This is a genomic window from Mycobacterium sp. NPDC051804 (genome assembly GCF_044452905.1).
Lineage (GTDB): Bacteria > Actinomycetota > Actinomycetes > Mycobacteriales > Mycobacteriaceae > Mycobacterium.
The window spans coordinates 322,925-340,013 of sequence record NZ_JBITCD010000001.1; the positions used below are offsets into that span (position 1 = coordinate 322,925).

Annotated in this window: 15 protein-coding genes; 4 read left to right on the forward strand and 11 right to left on the reverse strand. The window is 66.5% G+C overall.

The window, feature by feature from the left end; all coding sequences use genetic code 11:
- Nucleotides 1-4 precede the first annotated feature (4 nt).
- Nucleotides 5-1,288: an MFS transporter gene (locus ACIA48_RS01580; protein ID WP_396726990.1), complete on the reverse strand. Its 1,284-nt coding sequence runs from the start codon at nucleotides 1,286-1,288 to the stop codon at nucleotides 5-7.
- Nucleotides 1,289-1,422: 134 nt separating this feature from the next.
- On the opposite strand from ACIA48_RS01580, the gene ACIA48_RS01585 reads away from it, so the two are divergent.
- Nucleotides 1,423-2,028, forward strand: a complete 606-nt coding sequence (locus ACIA48_RS01585) for a YqgE/AlgH family protein (protein ID WP_396726992.1) — start codon at nucleotides 1,423-1,425, stop codon at nucleotides 2,026-2,028.
- Between the two features lie 21 nt (nucleotides 2,029-2,049).
- Here ACIA48_RS01585 and ACIA48_RS01590 read toward each other — a convergent pair whose 3' ends face one another.
- Both ACIA48_RS01590 and ACIA48_RS01595 read right to left on the reverse strand, forming a co-directional pair.
- Complete coding sequence (locus ACIA48_RS01590) at nucleotides 2,050-2,406, reverse strand: hypothetical protein (RefSeq protein ID WP_396726994.1); 357 nt, start codon at nucleotides 2,404-2,406, stop codon at nucleotides 2,050-2,052.
- 86 nt (nucleotides 2,407-2,492) lie between these two features.
- Nucleotides 2,493-3,506, reverse strand: a complete 1,014-nt coding sequence (locus ACIA48_RS01595) for an LpqN/LpqT family lipoprotein (protein WP_396726996.1) — start codon at nucleotides 3,504-3,506, stop codon at nucleotides 2,493-2,495.
- A 160-nt stretch (nucleotides 3,507-3,666) separates the two neighbouring features.
- Between ACIA48_RS01595 and leuS the strand changes: the two genes are divergently transcribed.
- Nucleotides 3,667-6,540 carry a leucine--tRNA ligase gene (leuS, locus tag ACIA48_RS01600; RefSeq protein WP_396726998.1) on the forward strand — a complete coding sequence of 958 codons (2,874 nt, stop codon included), beginning with the start codon at nucleotides 3,667-3,669 and terminating at the stop codon, nucleotides 6,538-6,540.
- 57 nt (nucleotides 6,541-6,597) lie between these two features.
- Here the strand turns inward: leuS and ACIA48_RS01605 are convergent, their stop codons facing one another.
- Nucleotides 6,598-7,263: an SDR family oxidoreductase gene (locus ACIA48_RS01605; RefSeq protein ID WP_396728440.1), complete on the reverse strand. Its 666-nt coding sequence runs from the start codon at nucleotides 7,261-7,263 to the stop codon at nucleotides 6,598-6,600.
- 83 nt (nucleotides 7,264-7,346) lie between these two features.
- Between ACIA48_RS01605 and ACIA48_RS01610 the strand changes: the two genes are divergently transcribed.
- Entirely contained in the window at nucleotides 7,347-8,687 is a 1,341-nt protein-coding gene (locus tag ACIA48_RS01610) for an amylo-alpha-1,6-glucosidase (protein ID WP_396727000.1), read from the forward strand.
- Between the two features lie 4 nt (nucleotides 8,688-8,691).
- On the opposite strand, the gene ACIA48_RS01615 is transcribed toward ACIA48_RS01610, so the two are convergent.
- Genes ACIA48_RS01615 through ACIA48_RS01640 form a run of 6 tightly spaced genes read right to left on the reverse strand, consistent with a single transcriptional unit; the run spans nucleotide 8,692 to nucleotide 15,381 of the window.
- Nucleotides 8,692-9,138: a MarR family winged helix-turn-helix transcriptional regulator gene (locus ACIA48_RS01615; RefSeq protein ID WP_396727002.1), complete on the reverse strand. Its 447-nt coding sequence runs from the start codon at nucleotides 9,136-9,138 to the stop codon at nucleotides 8,692-8,694.
- Nucleotides 9,139-9,196: 58 nt separating this feature from the next.
- Nucleotides 9,197-9,937 (reverse strand): amino acid ABC transporter ATP-binding protein, encoded by a 741-nt coding sequence (locus tag ACIA48_RS01620; protein ID WP_396727004.1) that lies wholly within the window; start codon nucleotides 9,935-9,937, stop codon nucleotides 9,197-9,199.
- Complete coding sequence (locus tag ACIA48_RS01625) at nucleotides 9,937-11,706, reverse strand: ABC transporter substrate-binding protein/permease (RefSeq protein ID WP_396727006.1); 1,770 nt, start codon at nucleotides 11,704-11,706, stop codon at nucleotides 9,937-9,939. Before ACIA48_RS01625 ends, ACIA48_RS01620 begins: the two co-directional genes overlap by 1 nt.
- A 48-nt stretch (nucleotides 11,707-11,754) precedes the next feature.
- The gene (locus ACIA48_RS01630) at nucleotides 11,755-12,432 is read right to left on the reverse strand and encodes a GntR family transcriptional regulator (protein ID WP_396727008.1); all 678 of its coding nucleotides are present in this window, start codon (nucleotides 12,430-12,432) and stop codon (nucleotides 11,755-11,757) included.
- Nucleotides 12,433-12,491: 59 nt separating this feature from the next.
- A complete protein-coding gene (locus tag ACIA48_RS01635; RefSeq protein WP_396727010.1) occupies nucleotides 12,492-13,283 on the reverse strand; it encodes an LLM class F420-dependent oxidoreductase in 792 nt (263 codons plus the stop codon).
- A gap of 19 nt (nucleotides 13,284-13,302) precedes the next feature.
- Complete coding sequence (locus ACIA48_RS01640; protein WP_396727012.1) at nucleotides 13,303-15,381, reverse strand: PhoX family protein; 2,079 nt, start codon at nucleotides 15,379-15,381, stop codon at nucleotides 13,303-13,305.
- Nucleotides 15,382-15,555: 174 nt separating this feature from the next.
- Here ACIA48_RS01640 and ACIA48_RS01645 point away from each other — a divergent pair, with 174 nt between their 5' ends.
- Complete coding sequence (locus ACIA48_RS01645) at nucleotides 15,556-16,215, forward strand: class I SAM-dependent methyltransferase (protein ID WP_396727014.1); 660 nt, start codon at nucleotides 15,556-15,558, stop codon at nucleotides 16,213-16,215.
- Here ACIA48_RS01645 and ACIA48_RS01650 read toward each other — a convergent pair.
- Nucleotides 16,184-17,083 (reverse strand): alpha/beta fold hydrolase, encoded by a 900-nt coding sequence (locus ACIA48_RS01650; protein ID WP_396727016.1) that lies wholly within the window; start codon nucleotides 17,081-17,083, stop codon nucleotides 16,184-16,186. The genes ACIA48_RS01645 and ACIA48_RS01650 overlap by 32 nt on opposite strands.
- Nucleotides 17,084-17,089: the final 6 nt, after the last annotated feature.

The following is a 17,089-nucleotide window of genomic DNA, read 5'->3' on the forward strand; positions in this document are numbered from 1 at the left end:
CACCTTAGCCCTGGCGTCGGCTCCGACGTCCGAGCGCGGCGTGTGCGGCCAGTCCGAGGAGGTAGACGCCGACACCGGCGAGCGCCAGGCCTGGTTGATGACCGCCCGGAGGGATCACCGCGGCTGCGGCCGTCACGGCGATGATGAACGCGATCCAGAACAGCGCGTCCTGGACCGTGAACACGTGGCCGCGCAGCGCATCGTCGACGTCCAGCTGCATCGCGCTGTCGGCACACAGCTTGACCACCTGGCCCAGTAGCCCGAGGCAGAAGCCGCACACCAGCAGGACCGGCAACTGCAGGCCGATTCCGGCGAGCTGGATGACGGCCGCCAGTGCGAGCGAACCGTTGGCGGTGGCGTACCGGCCCCATCGGCCGACAGCGACTGGCATCACCGCATTGGCCAGGAACTGTCCAATGGCGACAACTGCGAAGAACAGCGCGGTGGCCCCGAGACCGGTGACGTCAGGCGCATCGGTGTGTCGGACGAGCACGAACACCAGCAGGCTGTTGATTCCGATGACCATCCGATGCGCGGCGAGACCGGCCAGCGTCGCGCTCACCGTCGGCACCGCCCAGACGGTGCGGGCGCCGTGCACCCAACCGGTGGCCACCGCGTAGACGATCGATCCGTGGATCGCGCGCTTACTGTCGTCGGGACCGAGCAGGTGCGGGGGAAAGCGCCACGACAGCCAGAGCGCCAGCGCCACCGGGATCGCGACGATCAAGATGATCGTCGCGGCGCCGACGTCGTTTGCCCCGAACAGCCAGCGCGGGATGAGCATGAAGATGGCGCCGAGGAACGCCGCCGCACCACCCGCTGCCGTGGCGATCGAGTTCATCGACACGACCTGGTCTCTCGGCACGACGTGCGGCAGTGCCGCCGACAGACCCGAGGAGACGAAACGCGTGAACCCGTTGACGATCAGCGCGGCGACCAGGATCCAGCTGTTGTCCGCGCTGTTCACCAGGAGCGTGGCGACGGCCAGCACCATCAGCAGACGTCCGAAGTTGGCCCCGACGAGCACGAGGCGGCGGTCCCAGCGGTCCAGCAGGGCGCCGGCGAACGGACCCAGCAGTGAATACGGCAGGTACAGCACGGCAAACGAAAGGGCGAACTCCCACGGCGTCGCGGCGCGTTCGGTGCTGAACAGCAGCCCGCCGGCCAGGCCCGCGGCGAACAGGCCGTCACCGAACTGGCTGACCAGCCGCAGCTCGAGCAGCCGCCGGAATTCGGGAAGGGCGCGGACCGAGCGCCACAAGGCGATCAGCGCACGCGCGTCAGCCACAGAAAGTCCTGTCCCGTTGTCTCGCGGGGGCGGTCGGTACGCGGTGATCGGCACCCCCCGACCCACAGTACAAATATCCCGCCGGACCGGCTTTGTTCGCCACGTTCGCTGGTTGCTGATGCGATGATGGTGAGATGGCGTACTCAGAGGACCCGGAGGACTTCGTAGCGCCTGCTAAACACCGAGTCCGCGCGGGAACCCTGTTGCTCGCCAACACCGATCTCCTGGAGCCGACGTTCCGGCGCAGCGTCATCTACATCGTCGAGCACAATGACGGCGGCACGCTCGGCGTGGTGCTGAACCGCCCCAGCGAGACCGCGGTCTACAACGTGCTTCCGCAATGGGCGAAGCTGGCCACCAAACCGAAGACCATGTTCATCGGGGGTCCTGTCAAACGAGACGCCGCACTGTGTCTCGCGACGCTGCGTGTCGGTATCGACCCGGCGGGCCTGCCCGGGCTGCGCCATGTGCAGGGCCGCATGGCGATGGTCGACCTCGATGCCGACCCCGACTCGATTGCGCCGGTGGTCGAAGGGGTGCGGATCTTCGCGGGCTACTCGGGGTGGACCATCGGCCAGCTCGAAGGCGAGATCGAGCGCGACGACTGGATTGTGCTGTCCGCGTTGCCATCTGATGTGCTCTCCGAGCCCAAGATGGATCTGTGGGCGCGGGTGCTTCGCCGTCAACCGCTGCCGCTGTCGATGCTTGCGACTCACCCGATCGATATCAGCCGCAACTGAAAGGCGCTGCGCGCCAGGCGTTCAGCTGCAGGACAGCGTGCACGACGCGCAGGAACCGGCGCAACCGTCGGCGCTCGACGCCGCTGCGACGGCTTGCCGGGTCGCGAGAACTTTTGCCGCCTGCCAGCAGCCGGCCGCCACGGTGCTCACGGCGCCGATCACGCACACGATGACCACGACGAGCGCGGTGTCCGGGCGGCTGGACAGCGCCACGGTGCCCGCGGACGCGAGCATCGCCGCGGCGGCGAGCTGTGTGGGGGCTACCCCACGAAGAACTTGGCGCGTGGGATCACCCGCCGCGGGAACCCCCAGCAGCCATACGCCGAGGCCCGCGAGCACGACCGCGGCACAGAAGCACAGCACCGCGACGAGGAACATGGGCCACACAATACTGAGGCGACCGCTACTTGGTCCTGTTGGGCGTCCCCCCGGGCGCCAGGCTTCGCCCGGGGGAACAAGCCCTTTTATCCGGTTGGTCCAATGGCGGGCGGCGCCGGCGCCGGCGCGACCGGGGCAGGAGCGGTCGGCTGGCCTGGTGTTGCCGCGGCGGGTGCAGCGGGTGCGGCGGGCGGGGTGGCCCCGGGAACGCTGACCTTGAACCCGCGCACGATCGCATCGGTGGCGTCGGCCGCCGCGACGACCTGGTCCACGCTGGTGGTCACCGACAGTGACACGAGGTACTTGTCCGGACCCGCGGTCGCGATGATGTGCCGGCGCGAGGTGTCCAGCGTCATGGCGTTCTCGCGGTACGTGCCCTCGATGGTCGATGTCGGCATACCGCCGATCTCGGCCATCGATCCGTTGGTCGAACGCCAGGCGGGCATCTGCTGGCTGTCGACGAATCCGTGACTGATGGCCTCCCGTGGATCGAACTCGCCGACCAGCTTGTACACCACGACCTGGGCGTTCGAGGAGTACAGACCGTTGCCGCCCACGCGGTCGGCGATCACGGCGAAGGCGTCGGAAACGTTGGGATCGGGTACATGCGCCCAGCCTCTCGGCATCGGCAGCACGATGTTGAGCGCCTGGAACCCCTGGCTGACCTGGGGCTCCATCGCCACACCCTTGGACTGGAAGAAGTCGGCCAGTGTGCCCGCCGGTGCGGGAGTGATCGGTACCGCCGCCGGTACGCCGGGCTGCGGCGTCGAGAGGCCACCCGGGGCAGCGGCCGACGCGACGGGTGCTGCGGGGGACAAGGCGGGGTTGGTCATGGCGGGGGCTGCCGCGGCACTGGGAGCCTGCGCCGACGGGGCGAGCGCGGCATTGGGTGTCACGGCCAGCGCGGCGTTCGGGACCGCGGGGGTGAGCGCGGCGTTGGGTGTCGCGGCGGTCTGCGCGACCACGGCCGGACCGGGCTGTGGGACGACCGGCTGCAGTGGCTGCGCCGACGCGGGCGCGCCCGCGAAGAAGAAGACGCCGACGGTAGCCGCAGCAACACTGGTGGCCGGAGTCCTCCAGCGTCGGGCGTTTTCGTTCATCGACGTCGGTCCTCTCGCTGTCGGGCTCGTCAGCCATGTGGTCAGGCGCCGACTGTATCCAGGGCGAAGCGACGGTCACCAGGGCTGGAATCGACCTGGAATCAAGCTCTGACCGACCGGTGATGTAACCGAGACCAACCCGTGGCCGGCGAGACCACGATTGGCGGGCTTATACCCTGTTCACGTGACTGACTCGCCCGACGCCGGCACTGACGCCCCGCAGCACCGCTATACCGCGGAGCTCGCTGGGCAGATCGAGCGTGCCTGGCAGCAACGGTGGGCGGATGCCGGGACGTTCAACGTGCCCAATCCGGTCGGCTCGCTGGCGGAGCCCGACGGCGGCGAGTTGCCCGCCGACAAGATGTTCGTCCAGGACATGTTTCCGTACCCGTCGGGGGAGGGGCTGCATGTCGGGCATCCGCTTGGGTACATCGCCACTGACGTCTACGCGCGGTACTACCGGATGGCCGGCCGTAACGTGTTGCACGCGTTGGGTTTCGATGCGTTCGGCCTGCCGGCTGAGCAATACGCGATACAGACCGGAACGCATCCACGCACCCGAACCGAGGCCAACATCGTCAACTTCCGTCGCCAGCTGGGCAGATTGGGGTTGGGACATGACGCGAGACGCAGCTTCTCGACGACCGATGTCGACTTCTACAAGTGGACGCAGTGGATCTTCCTGCAGATCTACAACGCCTGGTTCGATCCGACGGCGGACAAGGCGCGCCCAGTCGCTGAGCTGATCGCCGAGTTCGATTCGGGCAGTAGGACGTTAGATGACGGCCGGAGTTGGTCGGAGTTGAGCGCCGACGAGCGCGCCGACGTCATCGACTCTTATCGGCTGGTCTACCGGGCCGACTCGATGGTGAACTGGTGCCCGGGTTTGGGCACGGTGCTGGCCAACGAAGAGGTCACCTCCGATGGGCGTAGCGATCGGGGCAACTTCCCGGTGTTCCGGAAACGGTTGCGGCAGTGGATGATGCGTATCACCGCATACTCCGATCGGCTGCTCGACGATCTCGAGACGCTGGACTGGCCCGACAAGGTCAAGACCATGCAGCGCAACTGGATCGGTCGGTCCACGGGAGCCGCGGTTCAGTTCGCCACCGAGGCCGGTGACATCGAGGTGTTCACCACCAGACCCGACACGTTGTTCGGCGCGACCTACATGGTGCTGGCGCCCGAGCACGAGCTGGTCGACGCGCTGGTGGCCGGCCAGTGGGCCGATGACGTCGACCCACGCTGGACCTTCGAAGGGGCGACGCCCGCGGAGGCCGTCGCCGCGTACCGCGCCACCGTCGCGGCCAAGTCCGATCTCGAACGTCAGGAGAACAAGACCAAGACCGGTGTGTTCCTCGGCGCGTATGCGGCGAATCCGGCCAACGGCCGACAAATTCCGGTGTTCATCGCGGACTACGTGCTGCTGGGATACGGCACCGGGGCGATCATGGCGGTGCCCGGCCACGATCAGCGCGACTGGGAGTTCGCCACCGCCTTCGGTCTGCCGATCACGGAAGTGATTGCCGGCGGAGATATTTCGCAGGAGGCGTACTCCGGTGACGGTGAACTGGTCAACTCGGACTATCTCAACGGCCTGTCGGTCGTATCGGCGAAGGAAGCGATCACCAACCGGCTGGTCGCAGAAGGGCGCGGGCAGACCCGCGTCGAGTACAAGCTCCGCGACTGGTTGTTCGCACGGCAGCGGTATTGGGGTGAGCCGTTCCCGATCGTCTATGACGCCGACGGCCGGGCGCATCCGTTGCCCGAATCGGCGCTGCCCGTCGAGCTGCCCGATATCGAGAACTACGCGCCGGTGCAGTTCGATCCCGACGATGCCGACAGCGAGCCGTCGCCGCCACTGGGTACTGCGACCGATTGGGTGAACGTCGAACTGGATCTCGGCGACGGCCTGAAGCCCTATACCCGCGACACCAACGTGATGCCACAGTGGGCGGGCAGCTCCTGGTACGAGCTGCGCTACACCGACCCGTACAACAAAGAAGAGTTGTGCGCCAAGGAAAACGAGGCCTATTGGATGGGGCCGCGGCCTGCCGAGCACGGCGCAGGCGACCCCGGAGGCGTCGACCTGTATGTCGGCGGCGTCGAGCACGCGGTGCTGCATCTGCTGTACGTGCGGTTCTGGCACAAGGTGCTGTTCGACCTCGGCCACGTCAGTTCACGGGAGCCGTTCCGCCGCCTGGTGAACCAGGGGTACATCCAGGCGTTCGCGTATACCGACGCCCGCGGTGCCTATGTGCCGGCCGCGGAAGTCGTTGAGCGGCAGGGCAAGTTCTACTGGTCCGGGCCGGACGGCGAGATCGAGGTGTTCCAGGAGTTCGGCAAGATCGGCAAGAGCCTGAAGAACTCGGTGTCGCCCGACGAGATCTGCGACGACTACGGCGCGGACACGCTGCGGGTCTACGAGATGTCGATGGGCCCGCTGGACGCTTCGCGGCCCTGGGCGACAAAGGATGTCGTCGGCGCGTACCGCTTTTTGCAGCGGGTCTGGCGGTTGGTGGTCGACGAGCAGACCGGCGCGGAGCGGTCGGGTGCCCACGAGGCGCTGGACGACGACACCCTCCGTATCTTGCATCGCACGATCGCCGGGGTGACGGACGACTACCGGAACCTGCGCAATAACACCGCCGCAGCCAAGCTGATCGAGTACACCAACCACCTGACCAAGCAGGGGGTTACGGCCCGGGCGGCGCTGGAACCGCTGGTGCTGATGGTCGCGCCGTTGGCGCCGCACCTGGCCGAGGAGCTGTGGCGGCGTCTGGGCCACGAAACCTCGCTGGCCCACGGGCCGTTCCCGGTTGCCGACCCGCAGTACCTCGTCGAGGACACCGTCGAATTGCCGGTACAGGTCAACGGCAAGGTGCGCGGGCGCATCACGGTGCCCGCCGACGCCGATGCGGATGCGCTGGAGGCCGCGGCGCTGGCCGATGCCAAGGTGCAGGAGTTCCTCAACGGAGCCGCGCCGAAGAAGGTGATCGTGGTGGCGGGTCGCCTAGTCAACATCGTCGCCTAGGAGTGATTTGTGGAGTCTGAGCCGCGCTCACCGCGGCGGCCGCTCCACAAATCACCGTCAACGGGGGCGGACGATGACCTCGTGGATATGGGCCTCGGGGGGCGCGTTGACCGCGTCGGCTATGACTTTCGCGACAATCTCGGGGCTCAGGTAGTTCGACGAGTCGTACTCGCGGCCCTCGTACGCGTTGAGCTCCTCCTGCATCTCGGTGGCAATCCGGCCCGGGTGTACCGAGGTCACCCGCAGCGACGGCTCGTCGTTGCGCAGGGAGTCGGCGAAACCGCGTAGCGCGAACTTGCTCGCCGTGTAGGACGCCAGGCCGGGCGAGGCGTTGATGCCCGCGCCGGAGTTCACGAAGACGACGTGACCGCGGGCGGCGCGTAGCGCGGGCAGCAGCGGCAGCGTAAGCGCCACCGGGCCAACGACATTCACGGTCATGGTGGATCGCCACTCATCGACGGTCGAATCGGGGACGGTGGCCGGATAGGCGACACCGGCGTTGTGGATGAGCACATCCAGCTCGACGATCGGTTCGACGGCCACCTCGATCGCGTCGAGATCGCCGAAATCCACCGGCCACGTGGTGGCGCCGAACTCCGTGGCGACCGCATCGAGTTCTGCCGAGGGGCGCCCCGCGAGGAAAAGCGTGTGGGTGGGCGCGAGCGCCCTGGCAATGGCCGCACCGAGCCCGCGAGAGGCGCCAGTGATCATGGCCGTCGGCATCCGAGCCGCCTCGGCGGCGACATTCGACACGAAGTCACCCTACCGACCTGCAACTCGTGCCCAGTCGTCGCATCATTGAGGCGATGGCCCACGATTCCAGCTTCGCCCCGACGCAACTCGCGGCCCGCGCTGCGTACCTGTTGCGTGGCAACGACCTGGGCACAATGACCACCGCGGCGCCGCTGCTGTATCCGCATATGTGGAGCTGGGACGCCGCCTTTGTGGCGATCGGGCTGGCCCCGCTGAGTGTCGAACGCGCCGTCGTCGAGCTAGACACCCTGCTGTCGGCGCAGTGGGCGAACGGCATGATTCCGCACATCGTCTTCGCCAACGGTGTCGACGGATACTTCCCGGGGCCCGCGCGGTGGGCGACGTCGGCGCTCGCGGTCAGCGCCCCGCGCAACCGGCACACGTCGGGGATCACTCAACCGCCGGTGCACGCGATCGCGGTGCAGCGAATCCTCGATCACGCCCGCAGCCGCGGCCGGTCGACCCGCGCGGTCGCCGAGGCGTTTCTCGATCGCCGGTGGGATGACCTCGTTCGGTGGCACCGTTGGCTCGCCGAAGCCCGCGACCCCAGGACGCGAGGCCGGGTCACGCTGTACCACGGCTGGGAGTCCGGCATGGACAACTCGCCGCGGTGGGACAGCGCGTACGCCAACGTCGTTCCCGGCCAGTTGCCCGAATACCAGCGTGCGGACAACGCGATCGTCACCGACGCCAGCCAGCGGCCGTCGGATATCGAATACGACCGCTATCTGTGGCTGCTCGAAGAGATGAAGTCGGCGCGCTATGACGACGAGCTCCTGCCCAAGGTGATGAGCTTCGCCGTCGAGGACGTGTTCGTATCGGCGATCCTCGCCGTGGCGTGCGACGTGCTGGCTGAGATCGGCGAGGACTACAAGCGTCCGCATGCCGATGTACGGGACCTTTACGGCTGGGCCGAGCGATTCCGCCAGGGCGTCGTCGAGACCGCCGACGAACGCAACGGCGCTGCAAGGGATTACGACGTGCGAGCCGAGAAGTGGGTGGCCACCGAGACGGTTGCGCAGTTCGCGCCTCTGCTGTGCGGCGGGCTGCCGCACGACAAGGAGCGTGCGCTGCTGCGGCTGCTGGAGGGGCCGCGGTTCTGTGGGCATCCAGACCTGAAATTCGCGTTGATCCCGACGACGTCGCCGGTGTCGCGCGACTTCCGCTCGCGCGAATACTGGCGCGGCCCGGTGTGGCCGGTGACGACGTGGTTGTTCTCGTGGTGCTTCGCGCGCCGCGGCTGGGCTGAGCGGTCGCTGATCCTTCGGCGCGAAGGCCTTCGGCAGGTCAGCGACGGCACCTTCGCCGAGTATTACGAACCGTTCACCGGTGAACCACTGGGCAGCATGCAGCAGTCATGGACCGCCGCGGCGGTACTGGACTGGTTGGGCTGAAACGCTATTCGGAAATCCGCTCGAGCGGCACCAGAGCCTTGCTCAGCGTCTCGAGGTCTTCGGGTCCGAGCTTTTCGAGCAGCGTGGCCAGGAATGCCCGCCGATTGGCCAGCGCTTCCTGATGCTGGGCCAGGCCCTCGGGCGTGATGTCGACCAGTACTGCCCGCAGGTCGGAGGGATCGCGGGAGCGCTTCACCAGCCCGAGCTTTTCCAGTCGGCGGATCGCGACGGTCGTCGTGGGCGTGCGCACCCGCTCGTGCGCGGCCAGCTCGGTCATCCTGATCGGCCCCTGCTCCAGCAGGGTCAGCAGAATCGACAACTGGGCGAGGGTCAGATCGCCGGTCGCCGCATCCCGGCTGGGGTCGCTTCGGCGAAGCACGGAGAACACCCGGGAGAGGACGCGCTGCAGCTCTCCGGCCAGCTCAGCGACCTGCGGTTCGGTCTCCACCATAATTTCGGCAGTCTAACCTGTCTGAGCCTGCCAAGTTGTGTGACGGGCACGTAAAAGCTCAGAGAACTTGCGAAAGAAAGCGCCTCAGCCGGTCCGTCTCGGCTGCGCCGAACACCTGGTCGGGCGAACCCGACTCGACGACCTTCCCGTAGTCCATGAACACCACGGCGTCGGCGGCTGACCGGGCGAAGCCCATCTCGTGGGTGACGACAACCATCGTCATCCCGTCGGCACCGAGCTCGGCGATGAGCGCCAGGACGCCTTTCACCAGTTCGGGGTCCAGGGCCGAGGTGGCTTCGTCGAAGAACATCACCTCGGGTGCCATGGCCAGTGCCCTCGCGATCGCCACCCGCTGCTGCTGGCCGCCCGACAATGTCGACGGGCGCACCGCGGCCTTGTGCCGCAGCCCGACGCGGTCCAGTTGGGCCAGGCCGAGTTCGCGTGCCTGATCGGCGTCGAGCCGCTTGAGCTTGCGCGGCGCCAGCGTGACGTTGTCCAGCACACTGCGGTGCGGGAACAGGTTGAAGTGCTGGAAGACCATGCCGATGCGCTGCCGCAATTGGTCCGGATTGTCGGTCAGCACCGAGCGTCCGTCGAGCAGGATGTCGCCGCGGTCGGGTTCGTACAACCGGTTCAGCGTCCGCAACAGCGTCGACTTCCCCGACCCCGATGGTCCGATGACCGCTGTGGTGGTGCCCGCGGGGACGTCGATGTCCACGCCGCGCAGCACCGCGTTCGGGCCGAACGACAAGTGAATATCGTTGGCGCTCAACGAGACCGGCTCAGCGGCACTGGTCATCAGATCATCTCCTGCGAGTTCGAGAGCTGAAGCGGGTCTTCCTCGGTCGGTTTGTTGCCGCGGCGCAATCGGCCATCGATGTAATTGACCAGGTGCGTCAACGGAATCGTGAGCAACAGGTAGAAGATGCCGGCGGCAACCAGCGGTGACAGGTTGCCGGTCTGCGCGTTGAGGTCGCGGCCGACCTGGAACAGCTCGCGCTGAGTGGCGACCAGCCCGAGGAAGTACACCAGCGACGACGCCTTCAAAAGCGAGATGAATTGGTTCATCAAGGCCGGCAACACCCTGCGGATACCCTGCGGGACCACCACGAGCCGCATCGATGACGGATACGAGAAGCCCAGCGCGCGCGACGCTTCCAGCTGTCCCGGCTCGACGCTCTGGATACCCGACCGGAAGATCTCGCCCACGTACGCGGCGGCCATCAACCCGAGGGCGGCGATCCCGAGCGGATACGGGTTGTTCCCGGTGAGCCCGCCGACCACCGGGCCCAGACCGAGCCCGATCAGCAGGATGATGACCACTTCGGGCAGTCCGCGGAAGATGTCGGTGTAGACCCGCGCGGGCCAACGCAGCCAGCGATGCCGTGAGATGCCCGCCACCGCCAGCGCCATGCCGAGTGTCAGACCGATCACCGCCGCGCTGATCGTCAGAATCAGCGTGTTCGGAAGGCCCGTCTTGAACAGATCAGGGATGGCTTGTTTGTACAACTCCCAGTTGCCGAACGCGGCAGCCAACTGCGACAGGGTCGACTTCGGCGGAGCGGCACCTGAAGGCGTGGACTGATTTTCGGCCGCGATCGCATCGAAGTCGGGCAGCTGTGGCACCGGCGCGGCCTTCGAACCAGGCTTCCATCCGGGCGGCAGCGCGCGCGGTACCCAGTCCGTGTACAGCCGCGACCACGTACCGTCGGCAATGATCGCGTCCAGTCCGGAGTTCAGCGCGTCGATGAGCGGCGGGTTGTCGTTCGCGACGGCCCACGCGACGAAATTGTCCAAGCTGAAGGTGTTTTCGATGATCTCGGCGGGATCACCGGGTTGCACTGTGCCCGACGCCTGTTGCGACGGCGCGACCCAGGCATCGATCTGCCGCGTTTTCAGGCTGGCGTAGACCGTGTTGTAGTCCGGGAACTTCACGGGATCCAAGCCAAGCGTGTCGACGACGTACGCCTCCTGAACGGTGCCCTGCACCACGCCGATTCGCTGGCCGGCCGCAAGCTTGTCGAACCCCGTGATCGGCGACCCCGTCGGCACAATGAGCGAAAAGTAGCCGAAGTCATAACCGTTGGTGAATCCGACGGTTCGGCGTCGCGCGTCTGTCGTGGTGATCGACGACGAACCGACGTCGAAACGGCGGGACGCCACCTGCGCCAGCAGACCGGAGAACTCGGTGCCGACGAAATTGATTTTCAGACCGAGCTTTTCGGCGATCGCCCGCAGCAGCTCGTTGTCGAATCCGGTGAACTGACCCGCGGAGTTGATGCAGATGCTCGGTGGTGCGTCCGACAACGTGCCGACGGTCAGTGTGCCCGGCACGCTCAGCCCCAGCGCGTTGACGTCGATGGAGTCCAGCGGTTGCACGGTCGCGGTGGTATACCGGTCCTCATCGGGACCTTTGGCCGCGGTCGCCAGGTTGGTCGGCAGCGCGCTGGCGCTCTGGATACCTGGCGGCGCGCATTGGTCGACTTGAGCCGCGGCAGGGGTGGCCATCACCAGGCAGCCGACCAGCAATGCGATGAGCGCCGCGGAGAATGTCCTACAAAGCCTCATCCCTGCAAGGTATCCACCTACCGCGCGGACACACTGCCTTCAGCTCAATCAGAACTCAACGCGCGCCCCGCCGGGAGCGGGGAGAACGCCGCGACGAACCAGTTCGGCAAGCACGATCTGTGCCATGACGTCGGCCCGCCCCGCGTTGGCGGCACGCGCGGCCGCGGTGTCGCCGCGGCGGATGGCATCGAAGTCCGCCTCGAGGAACTGCAGCAGATCTCGATGGTTGTCCTGGAACGCCGGCCAGAATGCCCGCGGCAAGAACGACTGAGACGCGCGGATCACGGCGAGTAGGCGTGGGCCCGAGTACTCCTCGTTGATCAGCAGGCGGAACTGCCAGGCCGCTTCCTGAAAGGCGCGCGAATCGACGTTGGCACGCATTGTGGCCAACAGTGTTTCGAGTTGGTGCAGATGTGCCGGATTGCGGACTTCGGCAGCGCGCGCCGACGCGATGCCGCTGACCATCCCGTAGACCTCGTGGTGCTCGCGGACGAACGATTCATCGAACCTCGCCACGAAGGCGCCGCGGTGGTACTGGGTCGTCAATATGCCGTCGTGCTCGAGCTGCACAACCGCCTCTTGAATCGGTACCCGCGAGAGCCCAAGCTCGTGGGCGATCTCGTTGCGGTCGACACGATCTCCTGACCGCAGCTTGCCGGTCAGAATCAAGTTGACCACGTGGGCGACCACGAGGTCTTTTTCTTTAACCCCGTACTTCTTGGGCATGGCAGTACCAGCCTCTCACGGCACACACCCGACCCGGAGCCGTTATGCAGCTTCAGTAATTAGCCGGTGCGACGGTCTCGCCAACGGCACAAAGCTTTGGCTCGCGTCAGATCGTAGTCGGGCCCGTTGACCCCGACCGTCAGCAGGGTCACTCCGAGGCCGGCCAACGCGTCGGCCTCCTTCAGCAGCGAGTCCTCGTCGTCCCCGGAAACACCTGCAGATCTTTCAACTTCATTCGGATTTCGTCCCACCTCGGCGCAGTGACCGTCGAGAACCTCTGCCTTGCGGGGGTATTCGGAGCTGTCGGCGAAGCTGTGCCAGATGTCGCCGTACTGGGCGACCAAGCGCAGGGTCTTCTTTTCGCCGCCTCCGCCGATCAGGATCGGGATGTCCCGCGTCGGTGCGGGATTGAGTTTGGCGAGCCTTGCCTTGATCCGCGGCATCGCCTCGGCGAGGTCATCGAGTCGGCTGCCCGCGGTGCCGAACTCGTAGCCGTATTCGTCGTAGTCTTTTTGCTTCCAGCCCGAACCGATACCCAGAATCAGCCGGCCGTCGCTGATGTTGTCGACAGTGCGGGCCATATCGGCCAGCAGCTCGGGGTTGCGATACGAGTTACACGTAACCAGCGCACCGATTTCCAGCCGTGTCGTCTGCTCGGCCCACGCCCCGAGCATCGTCCAGCATTCGTAGTGCGCACCATCGGGGTCGCCGTACAGCGGGAAGAAGTGATCCCAGTTGAACGCGACGTCGATACCGATGTCTTCACAACGCCGCACCGCATCGCGGATGTGGCCATAGTTCGGGGAGTGCTGGGGTTGCAGTTGAACGCCGATGCGTATTGATGAGCTCACGGTGTAGGTGTAACCGCGATCAGGTTCCGATATTCCCGGCGCTACGCCACACCGCGACCACAGACGGCCGGGCTGTGCCGTTACCGCCCTCGGGCCAGCGCGACAGCGGATTGTCGATGCTGTTGTCGTCGTTTTCACCGGGATGCTGCACGCTCACCGTGACAAGGTCGTCGGTGATGATCGGGCCGCACGTCTCCGCCCCGAGCGGCACGGTGAGGAACTGCTTGGTCTCGCCGCGGTTGGCACCCTCCAGCGCGACGGCGAACAACCCGTCGTTGGAGTCCAGCGCATTGCCGTCGGTCGAGATCCACAGGTTGCCGTGGCTGTCGAACGCGAGGTTGTCCGGACAGGAGATCGGGCTGACCTTCGTCTTGTCGAACCCACCGAAGTAGGTGTCGGCCGCAGCCGGGTCGCCGCACACCAGCAGCAGATCCCAGGTGAAATCGGTGCCCGCGTGGTTGTCGGTGATCTCGAGGACCTGTCCGCTCTTGTTGTCGTTGCGCGGGTTCGGCGCATCGGGCGCTGCCTCGCCGGGTGCGCCACGCTCGTTGTTGTTGGTCAGCGCGACGTAGACCTTGCCGGTCTTGGGGTTGGCCTCGAAGTCCTCGGGCCGGTCCATCTTGGTGGCGCCGGCCTTGTCGGCGGCCAGCCGGGTGAACACCGCCGCCTCCTGTGCGGTGACCCCGTCGACCAGAGACTCGGCCTGCCCATTCGGACCGGACCGCAGCAGCGGAAGCCAGGTGCCGGTGCCGGCGAACGAACCCTTCGACGGCAGCTTGCCCGAGCCATCGATCTGGTCGGCGGGGATGTCGCTGGACAGCTTGGCGACGTACAGCGTGCCCTCGTCGAGCAACGTCATGTTGTGCGCGATCGCCGCAGGATCCTGGCCGGGCTGCATCTTCTTGCTCGAGACGAACTTGTACATGTAGTCGAAGCGCTCGTCGTCGCCGGAGTACGCGACCACCGTGCCGTCGCCGGTGACGTAGATGTTGGCGCCCTCGTGCTTGAACCGCCCCATCGCCGAATGCTTGACCGGCATCGAGTTCGGATCCCACGGATTGAGCTCGACGATGTAGCCGAACCGGTTCGGCTCGTTGGGAGTCGTGGCGAGATCGAAGCGAGGGTCGAACGTCTCCCACCGCAGGGCACTCGGCTCGAGGGAGACGCCGTAGCGGTCCAGGCGGTCGGCATCAACTGGCGCAGGCGCCGGTGAGCCCTCGGCGGCGCCGAAGTAGTCCTGGAAATTTTCTTCTCCAGAAAGCACTGTGCCCCAGGGGGTTACGCCGCCCGCGCAGTTGGCGAAGGTGCCCGCGACGGTGCGCCCCTCGGGGTCGGTGGCGGTCTTGACGAAGTCGGTGCCCGCGCCGGGGCCGGTAAGTGTCATCGGGGTATCCGCGGTAATGCGCCGGTTGTAGCGGCCCATCACCGGCTTGAGGCCCTGCGGTGTGCGCTCGACCTCGACGACGCCCATGCCGATGGCGGCGATTTCGACATCGAACTGCTCGCGGGTCGGGTTCTCCTTGTCGTAGCCGGGGAACATGAAAATCGGATCGACGTACTCGAAGTTCGTCACGAGCAGGAAGCGATTCTGCTGCCCTGGGATGGGCAGCAGACCCGCGAAGTCGTTGTTGAAGCCGAACTGACCGCGCTGGGCGGCACCGCTCTGATTGGCGACGTCGAACTTCGGCGCGTTCGGCAGCACTGGGTCGCCCCAGCTGATTACGACGCCTTGCTCGTATCCGTCGGGGATGACCACGACGTCCTCGCTGTTGGGCGCGACCGAGGTGAACTTCATGCCGGGCGGGGTCTCGGCGGGGGCGGCCGACGACGTCGGGGTGGCTTGACCTCCCTGGGGCTGTTCGTCGGTTCCGCAGGCTGCCAGTGCCGATCCGGCGCCGACCGCGAGCACGGCGATCCCGCCGGCCTGCAGCACCGATCGTCGGGACATCGCCTTGACGACATCGCCGAAGTACTCGTTGTCGCTGGTGTTGCGGACGGGCTTGGAACACGCGTCACCGCATTTGTAGACGCAGGTGATGTGCTGACGCTTGGACTTGCCGTCGTGGGTGACCAGCAGATTGAGGGGCACGAGGGCCATGGCGGTTCCTCCGGTGTGAGCTGCCGGCCGGGGCTGTGGCCAGACGCGCGAAAACCTACGACAACAGGTGTAGCAGTCGGCAAGCATTAGGTGAACGGAAATCAAACGCTGCTTCAGGTTGCCGGTTCAGCAAGAACCTTTGTCACGCCATCGGGTCGGCGGCACAGTGGAATCATGACCGAGGACGCGCTCGACAAGGACTTCTGGGAGAGGCGCTGGCAGGCGGCCCGCCTGGGTGACCACGCGGCGCAGCCGAACCGGACGCTGATCGAGAGCGTGGCGACGCTGCCGGTGGGCCGGGCGCTGGACGCAGGATGCGGTGAAGGGGCCGACGCAATCTGGCTCGCCGAACACGGGTGGCACGTCACCGCCGTGGATTTCGTGGACAGCGCGCTACAGAACGGGCGGGTCCGCGCGGAGCGGGTCGGAGCCGAGGTGGCTCACCGCATCGACTGGCGGCAGGCAGACCTGAGTGACTGGACCCCGCCGCCGGGCAGTTTCGACCTGGTGTCGACGCACTACTTGCACGGAATCGCGCAGCGGGACAAGCTATTCGAACGATTAGCGGCGGCGGTGCGGCCGGGCGGCACGCTGCTGGTGGTCGGGCACCATCCGGCGAATGCCGGCGCCGTCGGTGGCCCGATGCCAGGTGCGGTGTTCTTCACCACCGACGACCTGGTCGCGGTGCTCGATAAGGACTGGGAGATCGCGGTCCTCGACGACGACGTTCGGCGACGCACCGCCGACAGGCAGGGTGAGCCGATTACGCTGCGGGCGGCGATGGTTCGGGCCCGACGGTCGCTTAGTCGAGCACCCCGCGCAGGATCTCAATGAGTTTGAGCGGCTGGTCGCTCTGTACGGAGTGTCCGGAGTCGTCGACCACGTGGACCGTCTGGAATCCCGGTGCGATACGCGCGAATTCGGCCGCATCGTCGTCGTTGACGAAGAACGACTTCGCGCCCCGCACCAACGTCGTGGGTGTGGTGAGGTTGGGGACGTCGTCCCACAGGCCCTCAAACCCGTCGCCCTTGCGGAACGAGTCGTAACGCCACGTCCAAGTACCGTCATCGAGGCGCTTGGCGTTGTGAAAAACGCCACGCCGCAACGACTCTCGGTCACGGTGTGGCGCCGCGGCCACGGTGACCTCCAACATGGCGTCGAAACTGGGAAACGTCTTCTCGCCTTGAACCAGCGCCACGGTGCCCATCTGGGCCTTGGTCATCTCGGTGTGCCGTTCGGGCGCCGACGGTGTCACGTCCACGAGCACCAGCTTGCGGACCAGGTCGGGGGCGGTCACCGCGAGTCGCAGTGCCGTCAGCCCGCCGAGTGACATACCGACGACGAGGGCGGCGTCCGGAGCGAACGCGCGTACTACGGGCTCGATTGCGGTGGCGTTGAGCTTGGGTCCGTAGTCACCGTCCTCCCGCCACGCCGAGCGTCCGTGGCCCGGCAGATCGATCGACAGGGCGGGCTCGCCGAGCCCGATGATCACGGTGTCGAAGGTGTGGGCGTTCTGACCGCCGCCGTGCAGAAAGACCACGCGCGGCGGGGCATCGCCGAACTTCAACGCGCTGACAGCCGCCGAGTTGATCCGCTCGACGGTCGGCAGCGGACCCGTCGCGCCCGCTTGTTTGGCGTTCTCCCGCAGGAACGTGAACTCGGACAGGGCGGCGAGCTCGTCATCAGCGCTGATGTCGGTCATTAGGGC